Origin of the sequence: Bradyrhizobium sp. HKCCYLRH2060, from assembly GCF_051168135.1 — a bacterium.
In the GTDB taxonomy this organism is placed as follows: Bacteria; Pseudomonadota; Alphaproteobacteria; order Rhizobiales; family Xanthobacteraceae; genus Bradyrhizobium.
Genome location: NZ_JBNPUK010000001.1, coordinates 98,549 through 118,827, shown reverse-complemented (window position 1 = coordinate 118,827; position 20,279 = coordinate 98,549). Strand labels below are relative to the sequence as shown.

The following is a 20,279-nucleotide window of genomic DNA, read 5'->3' as shown; positions in this document are numbered from 1 at the left end:
AAGCGGGCAATAATTCGCGACAACAACGACGAAATAACCCTAACGAGATGTGGCCGAAGAACTTCGAATTAGCGCATAGAAGAAACCCGCAGCAGCGACCGGATCTGCTGCCCGACCAGCTCCAGCGCGACCTTGGCCTGCGGCAGGATCGCACCGAGCGCGTGGAAATTGTGGACCATGCCGTCGTGACAGACATGCGCGACCGTGACGCCGGCTTCCGCGAGCCGTGCCGCGTAGGCGTTGCCCTCGTCACGCATCGGATCGAACTCTGCGGTGTGGATCACGGCGGGCGGAAGCCCGGCCAGCGTCTCGCGGCACAGCGGCGATATCAGTGGATGCGCGACATCGGTCTTGCCGTCCAGATAGTCGCCGAGGTCGGCCTGCCAGGTCGCCCTGTTGATCAGGTAGCCGGTGCCGAACAGCTCGCGCGACGGCCAGGGGCTGGAAAAATCGAGCACCGGGCAGATCAGGCACTGCAGCGCGATTCTGAGAGGGCTGTCGCCGGCGGCCTGCTGACAAACGGCGGCCGCGAGCGTGGCGCCCGCGGAATCGCCGCCGAGCACAATGCGATTGCCGTCGATGCCGAGTGCGGCCGCGTGATCGATCGCGAAGTGAACGGCAGCGATCGCATCCTCGATCGCTGCCGGGAACGGGTGCTCGGGCGCGAGGCGGTAGTCGATCGAGAGCAGCCGGCAGCGCGAGGCGGCGGCAAGCGCAGCGGCGACCTTGTCGTGTGTGTCGATGCTGCCCGCCACGAGACCGCCGCCATGAAAGTATACGAAGCCAGGCGGCATCCCGAGATCGTCCGGGCCCGCTGCCGGCGTGTACAGGCGGTAGCGAAGCTGCCCGGAGGGACCGGAGAAATCGCCATCCCGCGTGATGACGGCGCCGCAGTCGTTCCGCGCGAACTGCATCAGCTTGGCCAGCGACTGCCGGCGTTGCCCGACACTCGGATGCTGCCGGCTTTCCGGCATAGCGGCAGCTACCATCGAAAGCAGGCGCTGGGCGCGAGGGTCGAGCGGCATGACAGCTCCAGTTAACCAAGGCAGCGACCATTGTGCCCATCAGCAGTGAATCGATCATGAGCGGCAGGCCGCGGCGGGGAAATCCTTAAAATCTTCAAGCCAGAAGTGCAGATACGATCGATGCCGAACGGGAGCGCCGCCATGACCCACATCGTCAAGCCTGTCAGCTACTCGCAGACCTGGACCTTCTTCGACGGCGAATGGCGCGAGGGCAATGCGCCGATCATGGGCGTGCGGACCCACGCGACCTGGCTCGCATCGACCGTGTTCGACGGGGCGCGCGCGTTCGAAGGCGTGACGCCCGATCTCGATCGGCACTGCGCGCGTGTGAATCAGTCCGCGATCAATTTCCGGCTCAAACCCGTGGTGGACGTCGAGACCTGGATGGGGCTGGCGCGGGAAGGGATCGCGCGGTTCGGAGCGGGAGCCGAGCTCTACATCCGCCCGATGTACTGGGCGCAGCATGGCGCCGGCGGCGGTGTCCTGTTCGATCCCGACACCACCAATTGGTGCCTGTGCATCTATGAGGCGCCGATGCCGCAGCCGACGGGCAACGCCATCACGCTGTCGCCGTTCCGAAGGCCGACGGCCGAATGCGCGCCGGTCGACGCCAAGGCGGCCTGCCTCTATCCGAACAATTCGCGCGCGCTGATCGAAGCGGCCTCGCGCGGCTTCAACAACTGCCTGATGCTGGATCTGCTCGGCAACGTCGCGGAGTTCGGCAATGCCAACGTGTTCATGGTCAAGGACGGCGTTGTCTTCACGCCGGTGCCGAACGGAACCTTCCTCAACGGGATCACGCGACAGCGCGTGATCGAATTGCTGCGAGGCGATGGTGTGAGTGTGGTCGAGACGACGCTCCGATATGACGATTTCCTGAACGCCGACGAGATCTTCTCGTCGGGCAACTTCGCCAAGGTCGCGCCGGTGATCCGCATCGACGACCGGACGCTGCCAATCGGTCCCGTCTTCAGCCGCGCACGCAGGCTGTACTGGGACTATGCCCACCGGGTCAGGGCCGCGGCATAGGTCAGGACCCATAGACGGGAAGTTCGGTATCGCTGAGATCGCCGAGCCGCCCCGGCTCCGGTCCCTTGATGTATTTGCGGCCGCGGCGTTCGGTGTAGACGCCGTAGAGCCCGGCAATCGGCCCGTCGGCGTCGACGACGACGGACACGCGTCCGCGCGGCAGCAGGAAACGGCCCACGGCGCCGGCGCAGGCAACATAGTCGGAGGTGCCGCGGCAGTAGATCAGCTGCATTGCCGGCAATGCGAACCGTCCTTGCCGGACCCGGAGCTGCTGCAACACCAACGGAATCGGGCCATGCTTCGACCGGACCACGATGCTGAGGCAGCCATAGCGTGCGTGGCGGATCAGCAGGTCGGCCTCGCTGGGCGGAAGTCCATCGAGCGCCTGGGCGTCAGCGGCGACCTGCTCCACTTGCGCGCCGCGGCCGGCAAATGACATGGCGGGCACTGAAAAGAACAAGCCGTGACAATAGGGACGAAAGCCCTGCGCCTCGATGATCGGCCATGTCTGGCGCGCGGCGCTGATGTTGATGTAGGTCACCTCAGGCAAACGCTGTGCGATCCGGGTCAGCATCGTCGCATAGTTGCGAAACGACGGCTCGACATACCAGCTCGACAGGTTGCACCAGATCTGCGGCTGCGCGGGTGTGCCCCGGTTGCTGTAGATCAGCAACAACACGCCGACGGCCGCGCCGTCGTTCTCCAGCAGATAGCCATAGCGGGGATAGTCTCCGGGCGCCGGACGCGCGGTCTGTCGGTGCAGGCCCGTGGCCCAATACGCGCGGGACCGCCGCGGAAATCCGCGCGTGAGCAGATCGGCGACCGCGTCGAGATCGGGCTCCCCGATCTCCCGGCAGCGGATCAGCGGCTTGCGCGCGGTCATGAGATTGCCTGCCGATCTCCCGACGATGGCGGTAGGACGTCAGCCGACGACGTCGGGCTGACGCTCCACCAGCAGCGCGTCGCGCACGCGCGACGGCCAGCGCGTCGGATCGATGCCGTGCGTGTGGAACAGCGCGACCGCGAGGCGGTCCATGCCGAAGGCCACGCAACCGGTGTGCGCCGGCGCGCCGTCGGCGTCGTCGATGCCCCAGGTCGTGCCGAAATGCTCGCGGTGATAGTTGAAGCTCATGCAGGCGGTCGGCTGCTCTTCCGATCGCAACGGCACCAGGAGCTCGAATTTCAGCGCCTGCTGCTTCTGGCTGACCGCCTTCATCTGGCCGACGCGACCGAAGAACGGGTCGCTGGCGTGATCGACGCGGAACGACAGCCCGAGATCGTGGGCGATCGTTTGCGCCTTCACCATCCAACGGTCGCGGAAGGCCGAGACGTCGTCGGGTGTGCCGATGCAGACATATTCGCGCATACGGAACGACTGCAGGCGGTCGAGATGCCGCGACGGCTCGCGGCGGAAGCAATCGGCCGCGACGTCGAAGCGCAGGCCGCCGACCGGCAGTGCACCACGGCTCGCCGCGATCGGATACACCGGATAGCAGGCTGCGGGCGACAGCACGAGGTCGGCCGGCGACAACGAGGTGGTCCAGTCGCCGCCCTTGTCGAAACGTGCCACGGCTTCATGGATGTCCCGCTCGGTGCCGTGCAGGCCACAGACGCAGCCGAGCAGATTTGGAAAGCTCTTGAGATAGCCGGACTTCTCAAGCTGCGTCCGGCTCATGACCGGCGGGAAGCGCATGACCTCCGTGCCGGGCTCACGATGCCGCGTGATGAGCGTCGTGAGCCGCTCCACAACACCTTCATACAGCGCGGTCCGTGCATAGACGCCATCCGCGCCCATGCGATGGAACAGGGCGTCGGTCAGATGATCGAGCGCGTCGGCCGGCTGGGGCGCAATCTCGGGCGACTGCGGGAGAACGGGGATCGTCATTGTGCAAATCCTGGGTGGAGGCAATGGCTGCGATCGGCGCGGTCATTCATGGAGCGAGGCCGGTACCGTGCTCATCAAATTGGCCGTGGCAATGTTCGTGAGAATACGGTCGTTGTTGATCATGATCGGCGCCGACAGAACATCGCGCAGGTGGCGGCCGATCGAGAACTCGCCGTCGTTGCGATAACCCGAGAGCCCGCAGGCGCGCATCGCATGCATCACGGTCTCAACGGCAAGCTCCGAGGCCTGCACCTTCAACAGCGTGATCGAGGAATGGAAGTCGAGCGAGCTCAGCGCCCGCTCGTCATATTCATGGGCGACGAAGGCATCCATGTTGGTGACGATCATTGCGCGCAGCCGGGCCAGCGCCATCTTAGCCGCGGTGTAATGTGCAGCTGCCGGCGGCATCTGTCCGCCGGCGCCGCGAGCGGCCTTGCGCAGGAAGCGCTGGGCGCGCTCCACCGCGGCCGCAGCAATGCCGGCCCAGGCCGATGACCAGCAGAGATGCGCGAACGGCGTCATCGTCTGGCCGTGGATGCGGTCATAGGATTCGGTGAACATGCGGTCGGACGGACAGCTCACCTCCAGCGCGAATCCTGTCGAGCAGGTGCCGCGCATGCCCAGCGTTTCCCAGCCAAGGGTACGCGAGATCGTATAATCGTCCGTCGTCAGCGCCAGCAACACCTGATCAGAGGCGGCTGCGCTGTCGGCGCGACGGGCAATGGTGACGAGGCCGTCGGCTTCGGCACCATAGGAGATCACCGTGGCGTCGCGCTTCAGCGAGATGCGGTTACCGTCGTGGCCGACGGCCGCGGCGCTGGCGCGGATGTTGCCGCCGTTCTGTCCCTCGGTGGTGGAAGAGGCCATCAGCAGCTGCTCGGATGCGATACGGCGCATCAGGGATTCCATGTAGCCGCTGCCGCGGCCGTGACGCACAAGGCAGGCGACCTTGGTCTGGTGCATGGCGAAGATCATGGCGCTGGAGGCGCAGGCGCGGCCGAGCGCATAGCAGACGTCGGCGATGTCGTGGATCGACGCCCCGAAGCCGCCGAACTCGACCGGGATCTGCATCCCGAGCAGCTTGTGCTCGCGTGCCGCATCGATTGCGGCCTTGGGGAAGCGGCCGTCACGGTCGACCTCGTCGGCTTCCGCGGCGGCCTGCGCGGCCACAGCCGCGGTCCGCTGCAGGAACAAGGAGCTGCGATCGAGCAGAAGGCTCTCGCCATCATCGGGGATCGGGTTGCGAAGCGCGGTTCCCTGGAGAGTCATGACCGATCGATACTCCGGATTTTGTCTCGTTGAGAGATCGGCACGTGCGTCCTCGCAAGATCAGGACAGATGCACTGCGCCTTCTTTTTTGGGCTGCACGCAGGGTATGGATTTGATTCAAATACGTCGACGAAATTCAGGGTAAACGCTGTGCAATCGACGGGTGGGGGTTAATTCCTGGTTGTTTCGGTCCGAGAATTTCGGGCCAAGCCGTTAGCGTTAAGACGAGTTCAGACCTGGAACGGGGATGCGGCGTAACTCTTTCGCCGCCGGATTGCGTTATCTCCTGCGCGAGCGTCGATCAGATTCGACGTGCCGGAACAAGCCGCGAGTGAAGAGGTCCCCATGCCGAGTTTCGATGTCGATGTCAGTCACAGGATCGTGGCGCTCGTGCGCGATATCCTCGCGCAGAACGCCAGTTCTACCGACGTGACGGCGGATGCAAAGCTCGTCGACATCGGGCTGACGTCCATGGACATGGTCAACCTGATGCTGGCGCTCGAATCGGAGTTCGATTTCACCATTCCGCAGGAGCTGATCACGCCGGAGAACTTCCAGTCTGTCGCCACGCTGGAGCGTCTGGTGAGCGGTCAGCTGGCGGCAGCGAAGGCCGCCTGACCCGCTGCCACGCCCCGCGGTTCACCGCGTCGCTGTTTTCAATCCGTCGCAAAGCTGGCATTCTCGTCTCCGTTGGAGATGGGGACGTCATGACGAAGGCTGTGCTTGGCATTATCGGCGGCTCGGGCATTTATGATCTGCCGGGACTGGAAGATGCCCGCGAAGAGGTGATCGCGAGCCCCTGGGGCGAGCCGTCGGCGCCATTGCGCCGGGGAACGATCGCGGGGCTGCCGATCGTGTTCCTGCCGCGCCATGACAAGGGACACCGGTTGTCCCCGTCCGACATCAATTACCGCGCCAATATCGACGTGCTGAAGCGCGCTGGCGTCACCGACCTGGTGTCGCTGTCGGCCTGCGGCTCGTTCAAGAAAGAGCTGCCGCCGGGCACCTTCGTGCTGGTCGATCAGTTCGTCGATCGCACCTACAAGCGCGAAAGCTCGTTTTTCGGCAGGGGATGCGTCGCCCACGTCTCGATGGCGCATCCGGTTTCGCCGCGGTTGCGCATTCATCTGGCGGCGGCGGCCGAGGCCGAAGGCATCGCGATCGCGCGCGGCGGCACCTATGTCTGCATGGAGGGACCGCAATTCTCGACCTATGCCGAGAGCATGACCTACAAGGCGTCGGGCTATTCGGTGATCGGCATGACCAACATGCCGGAGGCGAAGCTCGCTCGCGAGGCCGAGATCTGCTACGCGACGGTCGCGATGGTGACCGACTTCGACTGCTGGCATCCGGATCACGACGCCGTTACCGTGCAGGACATCATTCGCGTGCTCACCACCAACGCCGACAAGGCGAAATCACTGGTGGCGCGGCTCGCCCGCGAGTTTCCGCGCGAGCACGAACCGTGCCCGATCGGCTCCGACCGTGCGCTCGACACCGCCTTGATCACTGCGCCGGAGGCGCGCGATCCCGAGCTTCTGAACAAGCTCGATGCGGTCGCAGGCCGTATCTTGCGCGGTTGAAGGGGGATCGAACATGAAGGTGGACGGCCGCCACTATCGCAGCATCTGGCTCGACTCCGACGGCTGGTCGGTCTGCGCGATCGATCAGCGCCGGTTGCCGCACGAGTTCGTGGTGGCGAAGATCACGACATGCGAGGAGGCGGCGGATGCGATCCGCGGCATGCTGGTTCGCGGCGCGCCGCTAATCGGCGCCACCGCCGCCTTCGGCATGGCGCTGGCGATGCGCGACGACCGCTCCGATCCCGGCATCGACCGCGCCTACGAGATGTTGATCGCGACGCGGCCGACGGCGATCAACCTGAAATGGGCGCTCGACACGATGGGCACGATGCTGCGCCGGCTGGCGCCGTCGGAGCGGCGAGATGCGGCGTATTCCCGTGCCGTCGACATTGCCGGCGAGGACGTCACGATCAACCAGGGCATCGCCGCGCATGGTCTCGCGCTGATCGAGGCGGCCGCGGCGCGCAAGAAGCCGGGCGAAATCGTGAACGTGCTGACCCACTGCAATGCCGGCTGGCTTGCGACCGTCGATTGGGGCACGGCGACCGCGCCGATCTATCTCGCGCATGATCGCGGCATTCCGATCCATGTGTGGGTCGACGAGACCAGGCCGCGCAATCAGGGCGCGTCGCTGACCGCCTGGGAACTCGGGCATCATGGCGTGGCGCACACCGTCATCCCGGACAATACCGGCGGCCATCTCATGCAGCATGGGATGGTCGATCTCGCCATCGTCGGCACCGACCGCGTCGCCGCCAATGGCGACGTCTGCAACAAGATCGGCACCTATCTCAAGGCGCTCGCGGCGCACGACAATGGCGTGCCGTTCTATGTCGCGCTGCCGTCGCCGACGATCGATTTCGCGGTCGCCGAGGGACGACAGATCCCGATCGAGCAGCGCAGTGCGCAGGAAGTGACCGAGATGACCGGCCGCACCGCCGACGGCCGTATCGAGACCGTGCGCATCGTGCCGCCGGGATCGCCGGTCGCAAACTACGGCTTCGACGTCACGCCGGCGCGGCTGGTGAGCGGGCTGATCACCGAGCGCGGCGTGCTGCGGGCCGAAGGCGCGGCACTGGCGGCGGCATTTCCGGATCGGGCCAAACAGACGAACGATTAGGATCAGCGCCGTTTCGAGGGCAGCGACGCAATCCAGAATCCCACGAAGCCTTCGGATTGCTTCGGCGCAAGGATGCCTCGCAATGACGATCAGCGCAGGCTCAGACCCGTCGCGGCTTCCAACTCGGCGATCGCCTGCGCTGCGCTGACCACCTTGATCGTCGTCATGCCCATCTCGCGCGCCGGCTTCAGGTTGATGCCGAGATCGTCGAGGTAGACGCAGTCCGCGGGGCTGACGCCGAGCGTCTCGGTCATCATCTGGTAGATCCGGGGATCGGGCTTGCGCAGGCCGATCTTGGCCGACTCGATCACGTGATCGAACAGCGCCATCACCTCCGCGACGTACAACGAGCGGCCGCCCTGGCTGCCGATTGCGTTCGCCGGCAGATTGTTGGTGATGCAGCCGGTCTTGCACTCCGCCTTGATGCGGCGGAGCGCCTCGACCATGTCGGGACGGAGGTCGCCGGTGAGCAGTGGCAGCACCTCCCGCCCGCTGACCGCAGCGCCGCCCAGCGCCAGCGACTCCTCCGCGAACAGCCGGTCGAAAGTGTCGAGGTCGATCTCGGCCCGCTCGAATTTCGCCCAGGCGTTCTCGAGATGGTTGGCGGCATTGGTGTTGCGGATGATGTCGACAGGATAGCCGCGCTCCTTCTCGAACCGTGCGAATGCCTCGAACGGCGATGTCGTCAGCACGCCACCGAAATCGAAGATCACCGCCTCGACCATGTCAGTCCTGTCCTTCCTTGATCCCTGGATGATCGCTAGCATGGGATGCCGCACTTGGCGACCTCGGTCGCACTTGGCGACCTCGGCGTCAGCCGCTATTGCTGCCGCGATGAAGCCGTATCACGCAATCATTGCAGCCGCCGCTCTGCTGGCGCCGTCGCAGGCCCTGGCCATCGTCGGCAATGCGCCGGCGCTGAATGATGGCATCGGCCGCGCCGTGGTCACGATCGTCGGCTCGCGCGGCAATTTCTGCAGCGGCGCGCTGATTGCCCCGAAGCTGGTGCTGACCGCCGGGCATTGCGTGCAGCCGGGTCTCGATTACCGCATCGTGGAATACGATCGCGACCGCAGGCCGGTTCTCAAGACGGTCCGGCGGGTGGCGGTGCATCCCAGCTTCAGCGTGCAGGCCATCCTGGCGCATCGCGCCACCGCCGATGTCGCGCTGCTGGAATTGGAGGCGCCAGCGAAGGAGCGCGTGCCGGTGGCGCTCGGCGTGCCGCAGCCGCCGCTTGCCGCCGGCAACGCATTCACGGTCGCAGGCATCGGTGTCGCCGTCCCCGGCGACGGCAAGAGCGGGGGCGTGGTGCGCGGCGCGGCGCTGGTGGCCACAGGCAGGCCGGGCACGTTGCAGATCCGGCTCGTCGATCCGGCGACGCAAGGCGTGCGGTCCGGGCTCGGTGGCTGCACCGGGGATTCCGGCGGGCCTGCATTCGAGACGCAGGCGCAAGGACAGGTGCTGATCGGCGTCATCTCATGGTCGACCGGGCCAAATCTCGGCGATGGCTGCGGCGGCATGACCGGCGTCACGCCGCTCACGTTGTATCGCGATTGGGTCGTGCAGACCGCGCGGCAGTGGGGCATGCCGCTCGGCGGAAATTGAGGCGCAGCGTTCACGACGCCGCGCGTCGCGATGGGTTGACCGTCGCTGTGATCGGGTTCAGCCTGTCACGCGAGGAAACAACATCAAGACCAAAGCCCAGGGACTCCCATGAACGTCATCGCGCCCATCCGGGAGGCCGCGTCCTCTCACGCGACCGAACATTTCGACGTGCTCATCGTCGGCGCCGGCATCTCCGGTGTCGGCAGCGCCTATCAGTTGACCAGGCAGATGCCCGACAAGCGCTTCGTGATCCTGGAGAGCCAGGACGGCTTCGGCGGCACCTGGCGGACGCACCGCTATCCCGGCATCCGCTCCGACAGCGACCTGCACACGTTTGGATACAGCTTCAAGCCGTGGGTCGGGCCGCCGATCGCGACCGCGGAAGAAATCCTCAGCTACATGGGCGAGGTGATTGAAGAGAACGATCTCGGCCGCCACATCCGCTACGGCCATCGCATCGTGTCGGCCAGCTGGTCGAGCGCGACCAATCTCTGGACGGTCCAAGCCGTGAAGGGCAGGGATCAGCAGCCCGTCACCTTCACCACGAATTTCCTCTGGATGTGCCAGGGCTACTACCGCCACTCCAAGGGCTACACGCCGGAGTGGCCGGACATGGCGAAATTCAAGGGCCGCATCGTGCATCCGCAACTCTGGCCCGAGGATCTCGATCTCACCGGCAAGCAGGTCGTGGTCATCGGCTCCGGTGCGACGGCCGCGACCATCCTGCCGTCGATCGCCGGAAAATGCGCGCATGTGACGATGCTGCAGCGCTCGCCGACCTACTTCCGCATCGGCCGCAACGCGATCGAGCTGGCCGAGGAGTTGCGTCGGCTTGATGTCAAGGAGGAGTGGATCCACGAGATCGTCAGGCGCAAGATCCTGTTCGAGCAGGATTGGTTCACCAAGCGCTGCTTGACGGAGCCCGAGCAGGTCAAGAAGGAGCTGATTGGCCAGATCAGCGCCATCATCGGCCCCGAACAGGCGGCCAAGCATTTCACCCCGAGCTATCGCCCGTGGCGACAGCGCATCGCGTTCGTGCCGGATGCCGATCTGTTCGAGGGCATCAAGAGTGGCAAAGCCTCCGTCGTCACCGACGAGATCGAACGCTTCACCGAAGGCGGCATCAAGCTGAAGTCCGGCGACGAGCTCAAGGCCGACATCATCATCACTGCCACCGGCTTTGATCTTTGCGTGCTCGGCGACATTGCATTCTCGATCGACGGCAAGCCGCTCGACTTTGCCGACACCGTGACCTATCGCGGCATGATGTTCACCGGCGTGCCGAACCTCGCCTGGGTGTTCGGCTATTTCCGCGCCAGCTGGACGTTGCGCACCGATCTGGTCGCGGATTTCGTGTGCCGCCTGCTCGCGCACATGAAGGAGAAGGGCGTGAGCAAGGTCGTGCCGGCGCTGCGCCCGGAGGATCACAACATGCCGCTGCTGCCATGGATCGACCCGGAGAACTTCAATCCCGGCTATATGATGCGCAACATGCATCTGCTGCCCAAGCGCGGCGACAAGCCGGAGTGGCAGCACAGCCAGGACTATTGGAGCGAGAAGGACCAGATTCCGGCGATCGATCTGGATGATCCGGCGTTCGTATATGGGTGAGCGCCGAGGGGTGGAGTACTCGCTGTCGCTCTAACCTCGGTGTCATCCCCGCGAACGCGGGGATCCATAACCACAGCCGGGTATGTGAGGCACGACGCCAGCTTACATCCTGCCCCAAGCGAGATCACGCGGTATGGGTCCCGGGTCGGCGCCCGTTGACGCTGTGCGTCAGCGGGCTTGCCCGGGACGACAGCGAGTTTCAGAGCGCGCTTCTGAGTGCGCCGCCCGTCTCATCCCTCCCGCCGCGTCACCCCCGTCGCGATCGCCGCGGCGGCGGTTCGGTTCTCGACGCCGAGCTTGGCGTAGATCTGCTCGAGGTGCTTGTCGACGGTCCGCGGGCTCAGTCCCAGGATCTGTGCGATGTCGCGGTTGGTCTTGCCCTTGGAGAGCCATGACAGCACTTCGCCCTCGCGCGTCGTGAGACCGAACTCGCTGGAGAATTCCTTTGGCAACTCACCGGAGGACTCCTTGGCGAGCCGCAGCAGGAACTCGTTGGGCCCGGCTCCGCCCATGTAGTAGAGGCGCAATTCGGGATGATCGGGGATCGAAGCGGCGGCCTTCCCGCCGCCGTTCTGCGCCTGATCCAGCCAGAGCCGCAGCGCTTCGGGCAGAACGAGCTCGTCGGCGGTGCCGAAACTGTCCGACAGCAGCTTCTGGGCCTGCGGCGTTGCCCACATCAGCCGTCCCTCGCGGTTGACGGCCAGCAGGAAGCGGCCGGAGACGTCGAGCGCGGCGCGGGCGCTCTGCGTCATCCGGGCGTTGGCGAGATGCACGCGGATGCGCGCCAGCATCTCCGAGACGGCGATCGGCTTGGTGACGTAGTCGACGCCGCCGGCCTCCAGTCCCTTCACGATATGCTCGGTATCGGCGAGCCCGGTCATGAAGATGACGGGGACGTTGGAGAGACCCGTCTCGCGCTTGAGTTTGCGGCAGGTCTCGAAGCCGTCCATGCCGGGCATGACCGCGTCGAGCAGGATGATGTCCGGCGTGATCTGGTCGATGATGCGCATGGCCGCGGCGCCATCGAGCGCGACCATGACCGTCATGCCCGCGCCATCCAGCGCGTCGGTGAGCAGCCGAAGCGTCTCCGGCGAGTCGTCGACCACCAGCGCGACGTCGCGCTTCCTGCTGTCAGTGCTCATAGGCATGCAAGGTCTTCAGAGTGGCCATGTACTGATCGAGATCGAAGCGGTCGATAAGCGTGCGCATCTGGGCGACGAAGTCGGCATGCTCCGGATGCGCGTTGCTGATGTCGTCGAGCTTGAGCTGAATGGCCCTGATGTAGCCGATCTGGCCGAGGCTCATCAGCTCCTCGACATAGTTGAGCGGGGGCCGGGACCCGGTGTCCGGCCGCCAGCGTGGCGGCGCCGCTGGGATGTCGGTCTGGTAGCTCCATTCGAGCTTCAGCAATTGACGTATCGCCTCCAGCAGCCTTGGGATGTCGATCGGCTTCATCAGGTAGCTGTCGTGGAATGGTTGCGCCAGCGGCCGGCCATGCGCTTCGAGCGCGCTCGCAGATGTCATCAGGATCCGGGCCTGATGATGACCGCTGTTGCGCAAGGTCTCGGCCACCGTCCAGCCGTCCATGCCGGGCATCGAGATGTCCAGAATGAACAGGTCCGGCTGGCAGTGCTGTGCGAGCGCGAGGCAGGCGGGACCGTCGGGCGCGCTCAGCAGGATGAAGCCGAGCGGCGTCAACACCTCGCGCAGGAGGTCGCGATGAACGGGATCGTCGTCGGTGATCAGAATCGTCCTGCGCGGTCCGAGATAGCCGGCGACCGGCGCCTTCACCGGCGCATGCCGCGTCGGGTTGGTGACCTCGGACAGGAGGATCTTGACCTTGAAGGTGCTGCCGGTGCCGACCCTGCTCTCGACCTTGATGTCGCCGCCCATCACCCCGGCGAGCAGGCGGCTGATCGTCAGGCCCAGTCCCGTGCCGGTCTGCGGTTGAGCGGCCCCGAGCGCGCCGCGCTCGAACGGCGCAAAGATGCGCTCGAGGTCGTCGGGCTGGATGCCGGGCCCGGTATCAATCACCTCGAACTCCGCGACCGGACTGCGATAATGCACGACGAACTGGACGCTGCCTTCCGCGGTGAATTTGATCGCATTCGACAGCAGGTTGATCAGGATCTGGCGCAGCCGTTTCTCGTCGGCGTAGACGACCAGCGGCAGCACCGCCGGCCGCTTGAACACGAAGTCGACGCCCTTGGCGGCGGCTTGCAATCGGAACATGCCCACAAGCTGGTCGAGGAATTCGCTGAGACGGACCTCGTCGCGCGACAGATACAGCCGCCCGGCTTCGATCTTGGAGATATCGAGGATGCCGTCGATCAGGCCGGACAGATGATCGGCGCTGCGGCGGACGACGCGGACCTGGTCCCGCGGCTTTGGTGCGAGGCTCGTGTCCTGCTCGAGCAGTTGCGCATAGCCGGAGATCGCGTTCAGCGGCGAGCGCAGCTCGTGGCTGAGGCCGACGACATAGCGGCTCTTGGCGAGGTTGGCGGACTCCGCAACCTCCTTGGCGCGCTGCAGCTCGGCGTCGGTGCGCTTGTGCGCCTCGATCTCCTGAATCAACAGCTGCGTCTGCCGGCGTGTCTCGGCCTCGGCGGCGCGACGGCTCTGCTGCGCCAGCACGAACAGCCAGGTCACGACGCCGATGATGATGGAGAGAGCGAAGAACACCTTCCACAGCACGTCGGAGATGATGCCCTTGAATCCTGGCAGCGCCGCCGAGGTCTCCAGATAGATCATGCCGAGCGTCAGCGCGACGAGTCCGGCCGATGTCAGAAAGACACCGACATAGTGACCGAGCTGCGAGTTGATCTTGGCGAGCACCGACCCCGGCAGCATGCCGCCAAGCGCCGCGGCGACCTGGGCTTGCGCCCGCGCGTGCGGTTTGCACAGATCGTGACAGCGAGCGTCGAGCGAGCAGCACAGCGAGCAGATCGGGCCGGCATAGGCCGGGCAGGAGGCGGTGTCCTCCGGCTCGAAATGATGCTCACAGATGCAGCATTGGATCTGCTCGATGTTCTGCCAGCTCCGCTTCGGCTTGCGCGCCAGATAGTACTTTCCGTCGGTCAGATAGGCGATCGCGGGCGCCGTGACGAGCGCGACGCCGAGCGCGACGAAAGTCGACAGCGCCTTTCCGGTCGGACCGAACAGGCCATAGAAGGCGCAGATCGAGACGATCGTGGCGATCGTCATCGCGCCGACGCCGACCGGATTGATGTCGTAGAGATGGGCGCGCTTGAACTCCATCTGCGGTGGGCGCAGGCCCAGCGGCTTGTTGATCACGAGGTCCGCGACCAGCGCGCCGACCCAGGAGATGGCGATGTTGGAGTACAGCGCCAGCGTCTGCTCCAGCGCCTTGTAGACGCCGATCTCCATCAGCAGCAGCGCGACAACGACGTTGAAGACCAGCCACACGACGCGTCCCGGATGACTGTGGGTCAGGCGGGAGAAGAAGTTCGACCAGGCGATCGAGCCGGCATAGGCATTGGTGACGTTGATCTTGATCTGGGACACGATCACGAAGGTACCTGTCAGCGCAAGCGCCAGGTCCGGCCGGGCCAGCACGTAGCGGAACGCCTCGAGATACATGTGTGCCGGTTCGGCGGCGCGGTCGGCCGAGACTCCATGGCTGAGCGCGAAGTAGGCCAGGAACGAGCCCGCCAGCAGCTTCAGCGCACCGAGCACGATCCAGCCGGGGCCTGCGGATAACAGCGCAATCCACCATGACCGTTTCGACGTGCGGCGATCGCGCGGCAGAAAGCGCAGGAAGTCGACCTGCTCGCCGATCTGGGCGACCAGCGAGAACACGACCGCCGCCGCGGTCCCGAACAGCGCCAGATCGAGATGGCCCATGGGATCGCCATGCTCGCCGGGAAACTGCAGCCAATCGGCGAAGGAGTGCGGGCTCGCATAGGCGATTGCGGCAAAGGGCAGGACGTGCAGCACGACCCACAGCGGCTGCGTCCACAGTTGGAAGCGGCTGATCAGCGTGATGCCGTAGGTCACGAGCGGGATGATGACGACGGCGCTGATGAGATAGCCGACCGGGCGCGGAATGCCGAAGCACATCTCGAGGGCGGAGGCGAGGATCACCGCCTCGATGGCGAAGAAGATGAAGGTGAAGGAGGCGTAGATCAGCGAGGTGATGGTGGAGCCGATGTAGCCGAAGCCGGCGCCACGCGTCAGCAGGTCGATGTCGATGCCGCATTTCGCTGCATGATAGGCGATCGGCAGGCCGCAGCAGAAGATGATCACGCTGGCGACCAGGATGGCGGCGGTCGCATTGGTCACGCCGTAGTTCAAGGTGATTGTGCCGCCGATGGCCTCCAGCGCCAGGAACGAGATTGCGCCCAGCGCGGTGTTGGCGACGCGGGCGGCCGACCAGCGCCGCGCGCTCTTGGCCGTGAAGCGGAGCGCATAGTCCTCCAACGTCTGGTTGGCGACCCACTGGTTGTACTGGCGCCTGACGCGGTCGATCCGCTGCCGCCCTGCCACTTTCGAACTCCTCACCCGCGGGCGCTTGTCCGCAACTCGCCTGCCCCTCGCAAGACCTACGCAGAGCCTACGTCGCGCTTTTGCGGTGCAGTATACGCAATCTTGCGTATCCGTGCGTTGCACAAACCGCGCCATCCTTCGTCTGACCCAACGCGTGTCCTCGAACCAATGAATGGGGTGCTCATGTCAGACGAAACCAAAAAGGGCCTGAAGTCGCCGCTTCGGCGCCAATTGCTGATGGGAATGGCCGCAATCCCGGCGCTGGCCATGATGCCGCGGCCGTCCTTTGGCGCCGGTCCCGCAACCTCCGCTGTCAACACCACCGGACTTGCAGTCACCGATAGCGAAGTGACGGTCGGCATCCTGCATTCGGTCACCGGCACGATGGCGATCTCCGAGACCGGGTCGGTGCAGGCCGAGAAGCTCGCGATCGAGCAGATCAATGCCGCCGGCGGCGTGCTCGGCCGCAAGATCAAGTACATCCAGGAGGACGGCGCCTCGGATTGGCCGACCTTCGCGGAGAAGGCCAAGAAGCTCCTGGTCAACGACAAGTGCGCCGCCGTGATGGGCTGCTGGACCTCGGCCTCGCGCAAGGCGGTGCTGCCGGTGTTCGAGCAGTACAACGGCATGCTGTACTACCCGACCTTCTACGAAGGCCTCGAGCAGTCCAAGAACGTCATCTACACCGGCCAGGAAGCCACCCAGCAGATCATCGCCGGCCTCGACTGGGTCAACAAGACCAAGGGTGCGAAGACCTTCTATCTGCTCGGCTCCGACTACATCTGGCCGCGCACCTCGAACAAGATCGCCCGCAAGCACATCGAGGGCCATCTGCAGGGCTGCAAGGTCGTCGGCGAGGAATACTTCCCGCTCGGCCACACCCAGTTCAACTCGGTCATCAACAAGATCAAGCTGACCAAGCCGGACGTGATCTACGCGATCATCGTCGGCGGCTCCAACGTCGCGTTCTACAAGCAGCTCAAGGCGGCCGGCATCGACATGTCGAAGCAGACGCTGCTCACCATCTCCGTGACCGAGGACGAGATCGACGGCATCGGCGGCGAGAACATCGCGGGCGCCTATGCCTGCATGAAGTACTTCCAGTCGCTCGACAACCCCAACAACAAGGCCTTCGTCGCCGATTTCAAGAAGATGTGGGGTGAGAAGACCGTGATCGGCGACGTGACGCAAGCCGCCTATCTCGGTCCGTGGCTGTGGAAGCTGACCGTCGAGAAGGCCGGCAGCTTCGACATCGACAAGGTCGCCGCCGCCTCGCCCGGCATCGAGTTCAAGGGCGCGCCGGAAGGCTATGTCCGGATCCATGAGAACCACCATCTCTGGTCCAAGACCCGCGTCGGCCGCGCCAAGGCGGACGGTCAGTACGAGCTGATCTACGAGACCGCCGACCTGGTCGAGCCCGATCCGTTCCCGAAGGGCTATCAGTAAGTCGCGAGTCGCGCATTGCGACGGCCGATGAAGCGACGCCGTTGCCGCACAACCAGTGCGCTCCCTCCCCCCTTGTGGGGGAGGGTTGGGGAGGGGGGTACCCCACCCACAGTTCGTCGTGTGGACCCCCCTCCCTGGCCCTCCCCCACAAGGGGGGAGGGAACGACCTTACCGGCGGCAATGCTGCGGGCGCCAACGCGCATCGCAAGTCAGTGCGCACCGACACCACGCATCACGAGAGGACGGATCATGTTCGGTGACTATTCCATCGGCGACCTCGGGGCTATCTTCGCGATGCAGGGGTTCGCAGGCCTCATCCTGTTTTCGGTCTACGTGCTGATGGCGCTGGGGCTTGCCATCATCTTCGGCCAGATGGGCGTCATCAACATGGCGCATGGCGAGTTCATGATCCTCGGCGCCTACGTCACCTGGATGACCTCGAACGCCTTCCAGCATTTCCTGCCGTCGTTGTTTCCGGGCTACTTCTTCGTCGCGATGATGCTGGCCTTCATCGCCTCCGGAGCGCTCGGCATGCTGGTCGAGTGGGCGATGATTCGCCGGCTCTACAAGCGGCCGCTCGATACGCTGCTCGCGACCTGGGGCCTCAGCCTGATCCTGCAGCAGGCCTATCGCTCGGTGTTTGGCGCGCGCGAGGTCGGCGTCGAACTGCCTGAGTGGATGATGGGCTCCTGGCAGGCGACTGACGCGATCCAGATTCCGATCAACGGCATGTTCGTGATGTGCCTGACCATTCTGATCACGATCGTGGTCGCCTATGTCCTCTTCCTGTCGCGCTGGGGCAAGCAGGTCCGCGCCGTCGTGCAGAACCGCGTGATGGCCGGCGCCGTCGGCATCAACACCGAGAAGGTCGACCGCTACACCTTCGGTCTCGGCTGCGGCATCGCCGGTGTCGCCGGCTCCGCCTTCACGATGATCGGCTCGACCGGCCCGACCGCCGGCCAACTCTACATCGTCGACACCTTCCTGGTCGTCGTGTTCGGCGGCGCCGCCAGCCTGATCGGCACCATCGCCTCTGCCTTCACCATCTCCCAGGCGCAGTCGACGATGGAGTTCTTCATGTCCGGCTCGATGGCCAAGGTGCTCACTCTGCTGGCGATCGTCGCCATCCTGATGCTGCGGCCGCAGGGCCTGTTCGCCCTCAAGGTCCGCAAATAGCCGGAACGCGCAGGAATCGGGAATCAGAAAGCACCGTCATGATCATCAATACGCGCTTCTTCAATCGCTCCGAGCTCATCGGCTTCGTCTCTCTGCTGCTTCTGCTCGTGGTCATCCTGCCGCTGGCGGTCGACATCTTCCGCCTCAACCTGGTCGCGAAGTACCTGACGTACTCCTTCGTCGCCATCGGCCTGGTGCTGTGCTGGGGCTATGGCGGCATTCTGAGCCTGGGGCAGGGTGTGTTCTTCGGCCTCGGCGGCTACTGCATGGCAATGTTCCTCAAGCTTGAGGCCTCCAGCGTCGCCAACACCAAGATCCAGTCGACCCCTGGCATTCCCGACTTCATGGACTGGAATCAGCTGACGCAGCTGCCGTTCTTCTGGAAGCCGTTCCAGAGCTTCCCGTTCGCGCTCGCCGCGATCATCCTGGTGCCGGCGATCTTCGCCTTCATCATCGGCGCTGCGATGTTCAAGCGGCGTGTCGGCGGCGTCTACTTCGCCATCATCACCCAGGCGATCGCGGCCATCATGACCATCCTGATCGTGGGACAGCAGGGCTACACCGGCGGCATCAACGGCATCACCGACCTGCGCACCCTGCACGGCTGGGACATCCGCACCGATCACGCCAAATACATCCTCTACTTCGTCGAGGTGTTCTTCCTGTTCGCCGCCATCCTGGTCGCGCAGTTCATCCGTCTCACCAAGCTCGGCCGCATCCTGGTGGCGATGCGGGAGCAGGAGGACCGGGTCCGCTTCTCCGGCTACAGCGTCGCCAATTTCAAGATCTTCGCCTTCTGCGCCGCGGCGGTGTTCGCCGCGGTCGGCGGCGCGCTGTTCACGCTCGAGGTCGGCTTCATGTCGCCGTCCTTCGTCGGCATCGTGCCGTCGATCGAGATGGTGATCTACACGGCGGTCGGCGGCCGGCTCTCGATCTTCGGCGCGGTCTATGGCTCGCTCCTCGTCAACTTCGCCAAGACCAGCCTGTCGGAGACCTTCCCGCAGCTCTGGCTGTTCGGCTTGGGTGCCTTGTTCATCGCCGTGGTTCTCGCCTTCCCGAACGGATTGGCCGGAATCTGGGGTGACTACGTGCAGCCGCGCATCGACCGGCTGCTGGCGTCCCGCAGCAAGAAGCCCGGCAATGGCGGCCTGGTCGCCGACGGCGCCCCCGCAGAGTGAGGAGACAGCGATGCTCATCGGTCATCAGCCCAAGGAATTCCTGCTCGCGGTCGAAGCCCTCACCGTCTCGTTCGACGGCTTCAAGGCGGTCAACGATCTCTCCTTCTACGTCGAAGAGAACGAGATCCGCGTCATCATCGGCCCGAACGGCGCCGGCAAGACCACGGTGCTCGACCTGATCTGCGGCAAAACCAAAGCGACCTCGGGCTCGATCCAGTTCCGCGGCAAGGAGCTGACCAAGCTGCGCGAGAACGAGATCGTCAAGACCGGTGTTGGCCGCAAGTTCCAGACGCCATCGGTGTTCGAGGATCTCAGCGTGTTCGAGAATCTCGAGATATCCTTTCCGCGCGGCCGCACCGTGTTCGGCTCGCTGACCTTCCAGCGCGACGCGGTCGTCAAGGATCGCGTCGAGGAGGTCGCGGAGATGATCTTCCTGAAGGATCGTCTCAAGACCTCGGCGGCCGAGCTCAGCCATGGCCAGAAGCAGTGGCTCGAGATCGGCATGCTGCTGATCCAGAACCCGGACCTTCTGATGCTCGACGAGCCTGTGGCCGGCATGAGCGTCAGCGAGCGCGCCAAGACCGCCGAGCTGCTCAACCGCATCATCAAGGACCGTTCGGTGCTCGTCATCGAGCACGACATGAAGTTCGTCGAGGACATCGCCCACAAGGTCACCGTGCTGCACCAGGGACAGATCCTATCCGAAGGCACGATGGACAAGGTCAAGAACGACCCCAAGGTCGTCGAAGTCTATCTGGGGCACTGAGCGATGATCGCGATCTTGTTTGCTCCGAGTGACGCTGCGTTCCCCTCCCCCTTGTGGGGAGGGGCTAGGGGAGGGGGCCC

17 protein-coding genes are annotated in these 20,279 nt (G+C 64.8%); 10 read left to right on the top strand and 7 right to left on the bottom strand.

The window, feature by feature from the left end:
- Window positions 1-68: 68 nt before the first annotated feature.
- On the bottom strand, window positions 69-1,025 hold the full coding sequence (locus ACQR10_RS00520) for an alpha/beta hydrolase (RefSeq protein ID WP_316179332.1): 957 nt from the start codon (window positions 1,023-1,025) through the stop codon (window positions 69-71).
- A gap of 141 nt (window positions 1,026-1,166) precedes the next feature.
- On the opposite strand from ACQR10_RS00520, the gene ACQR10_RS00515 reads away from it, so the two are divergent.
- Complete coding sequence (locus ACQR10_RS00515) at window positions 1,167-2,054, top strand: branched-chain amino acid aminotransferase (protein WP_316179334.1); 888 nt, start codon at window positions 1,167-1,169, stop codon at window positions 2,052-2,054.
- A 1-nt stretch (window position 2,055) separates the two neighbouring features.
- Here ACQR10_RS00515 and ACQR10_RS00510 read toward each other — a convergent pair whose 3' ends face one another.
- The 3 genes from ACQR10_RS00510 to ACQR10_RS00500 are packed head-to-tail and all read right to left on the bottom strand — an operon-like array spanning window position 2,056 to window position 5,208.
- Window positions 2,056-2,937 carry an acyl-CoA acyltransferase gene (locus tag ACQR10_RS00510; protein ID WP_316215239.1) on the bottom strand — a complete coding sequence of 294 codons (882 nt, stop codon included), beginning with the start codon at window positions 2,935-2,937 and terminating at the stop codon, window positions 2,056-2,058.
- Between the two features lie 39 nt (window positions 2,938-2,976).
- Complete coding sequence (locus ACQR10_RS00505; protein ID WP_316179339.1) at window positions 2,977-3,939, bottom strand: amino acid--[acyl-carrier-protein] ligase; 963 nt, start codon at window positions 3,937-3,939, stop codon at window positions 2,977-2,979.
- A gap of 42 nt (window positions 3,940-3,981) precedes the next feature.
- Window positions 3,982-5,208: an acyl-CoA dehydrogenase family protein gene (locus ACQR10_RS00500; RefSeq protein WP_434848381.1), complete on the bottom strand. Its 1,227-nt coding sequence runs from the start codon at window positions 5,206-5,208 to the stop codon at window positions 3,982-3,984.
- A 345-nt stretch (window positions 5,209-5,553) separates the two neighbouring features.
- Here ACQR10_RS00500 and ACQR10_RS00495 point away from each other — a divergent pair, with 345 nt between their 5' ends.
- The 3 genes from ACQR10_RS00495 (at window position 5,554) to mtnA (ending at window position 7,911) form a co-directional block, all read left to right on the top strand.
- The gene (locus tag ACQR10_RS00495; RefSeq protein ID WP_315801779.1) at window positions 5,554-5,826 is read left to right on the top strand and encodes a phosphopantetheine-binding protein; all 273 of its coding nucleotides are present in this window, start codon (window positions 5,554-5,556) and stop codon (window positions 5,824-5,826) included.
- A gap of 89 nt (window positions 5,827-5,915) precedes the next feature.
- A complete protein-coding gene (locus tag ACQR10_RS00490) occupies window positions 5,916-6,791 on the top strand; it encodes an S-methyl-5'-thioadenosine phosphorylase (protein ID WP_434848380.1) in 876 nt (291 codons plus the stop codon).
- A 13-nt stretch (window positions 6,792-6,804) separates the two neighbouring features.
- Window positions 6,805-7,911, top strand: a complete 1,107-nt coding sequence (gene mtnA / locus ACQR10_RS00485) for an S-methyl-5-thioribose-1-phosphate isomerase (protein WP_434848379.1) — start codon at window positions 6,805-6,807, stop codon at window positions 7,909-7,911.
- 89 nt (window positions 7,912-8,000) lie between these two features.
- On the opposite strand, the gene ACQR10_RS00480 is transcribed toward mtnA, so the two are convergent.
- The gene (locus tag ACQR10_RS00480; RefSeq protein WP_315801689.1) at window positions 8,001-8,636 is read right to left on the bottom strand and encodes an HAD-IA family hydrolase; all 636 of its coding nucleotides are present in this window, start codon (window positions 8,634-8,636) and stop codon (window positions 8,001-8,003) included.
- A gap of 109 nt (window positions 8,637-8,745) precedes the next feature.
- Between ACQR10_RS00480 and ACQR10_RS00475 the strand changes: the two genes are divergently transcribed.
- Window positions 8,746-9,516: a S1 family peptidase gene (locus ACQR10_RS00475; protein WP_434838168.1), complete on the top strand. Its 771-nt coding sequence runs from the start codon at window positions 8,746-8,748 to the stop codon at window positions 9,514-9,516.
- A gap of 108 nt (window positions 9,517-9,624) precedes the next feature.
- Window positions 9,625-11,127: a flavin-containing monooxygenase gene (locus tag ACQR10_RS00470; protein WP_315801688.1), complete on the top strand. Its 1,503-nt coding sequence runs from the start codon at window positions 9,625-9,627 to the stop codon at window positions 11,125-11,127.
- A gap of 230 nt (window positions 11,128-11,357) precedes the next feature.
- Here ACQR10_RS00470 and ACQR10_RS00465 read toward each other — a convergent pair whose 3' ends face one another.
- Both ACQR10_RS00465 and ACQR10_RS00460 read right to left on the bottom strand, forming a co-directional pair.
- Window positions 11,358-12,269 (bottom strand): response regulator transcription factor, encoded by a 912-nt coding sequence (locus ACQR10_RS00465; protein ID WP_315801777.1) that lies wholly within the window; start codon window positions 12,267-12,269, stop codon window positions 11,358-11,360.
- The gene (locus ACQR10_RS00460; RefSeq protein ID WP_434848378.1) at window positions 12,259-15,633 is read right to left on the bottom strand and encodes a hybrid sensor histidine kinase/response regulator; all 3,375 of its coding nucleotides are present in this window, start codon (window positions 15,631-15,633) and stop codon (window positions 12,259-12,261) included. The genes ACQR10_RS00465 and ACQR10_RS00460 overlap by 11 nt, the downstream gene beginning before the upstream one ends.
- Window positions 15,634-15,816: 183 nt before the next feature.
- Here ACQR10_RS00460 and urtA point away from each other — a divergent pair, with 183 nt between their 5' ends.
- From urtA to urtD, 4 genes are all read left to right on the top strand, one after another.
- Window positions 15,817-17,079, top strand: coding sequence for an urea ABC transporter substrate-binding protein (urtA, locus tag ACQR10_RS00455; RefSeq protein WP_315801686.1), 1,263 nt, complete (start codon window positions 15,817-15,819; stop codon window positions 17,077-17,079).
- A gap of 249 nt (window positions 17,080-17,328) precedes the next feature.
- Window positions 17,329-18,255, top strand: a complete 927-nt coding sequence (gene urtB / locus ACQR10_RS00450; protein WP_315801685.1) for an urea ABC transporter permease subunit UrtB — start codon at window positions 17,329-17,331, stop codon at window positions 18,253-18,255.
- A 38-nt stretch (window positions 18,256-18,293) separates the two neighbouring features.
- Window positions 18,294-19,433 carry an urea ABC transporter permease subunit UrtC gene (urtC, locus tag ACQR10_RS00445; RefSeq protein WP_316215233.1) on the top strand — a complete coding sequence of 380 codons (1,140 nt, stop codon included), beginning with the start codon at window positions 18,294-18,296 and terminating at the stop codon, window positions 19,431-19,433.
- 10 nt (window positions 19,434-19,443) lie between these two features.
- On the top strand, window positions 19,444-20,199 hold the full coding sequence (gene urtD / locus ACQR10_RS00440) for an urea ABC transporter ATP-binding protein UrtD (protein WP_315801683.1): 756 nt from the start codon (window positions 19,444-19,446) through the stop codon (window positions 20,197-20,199).
- The last annotated feature ends 80 nt before the right edge of the window (window positions 20,200-20,279 follow it).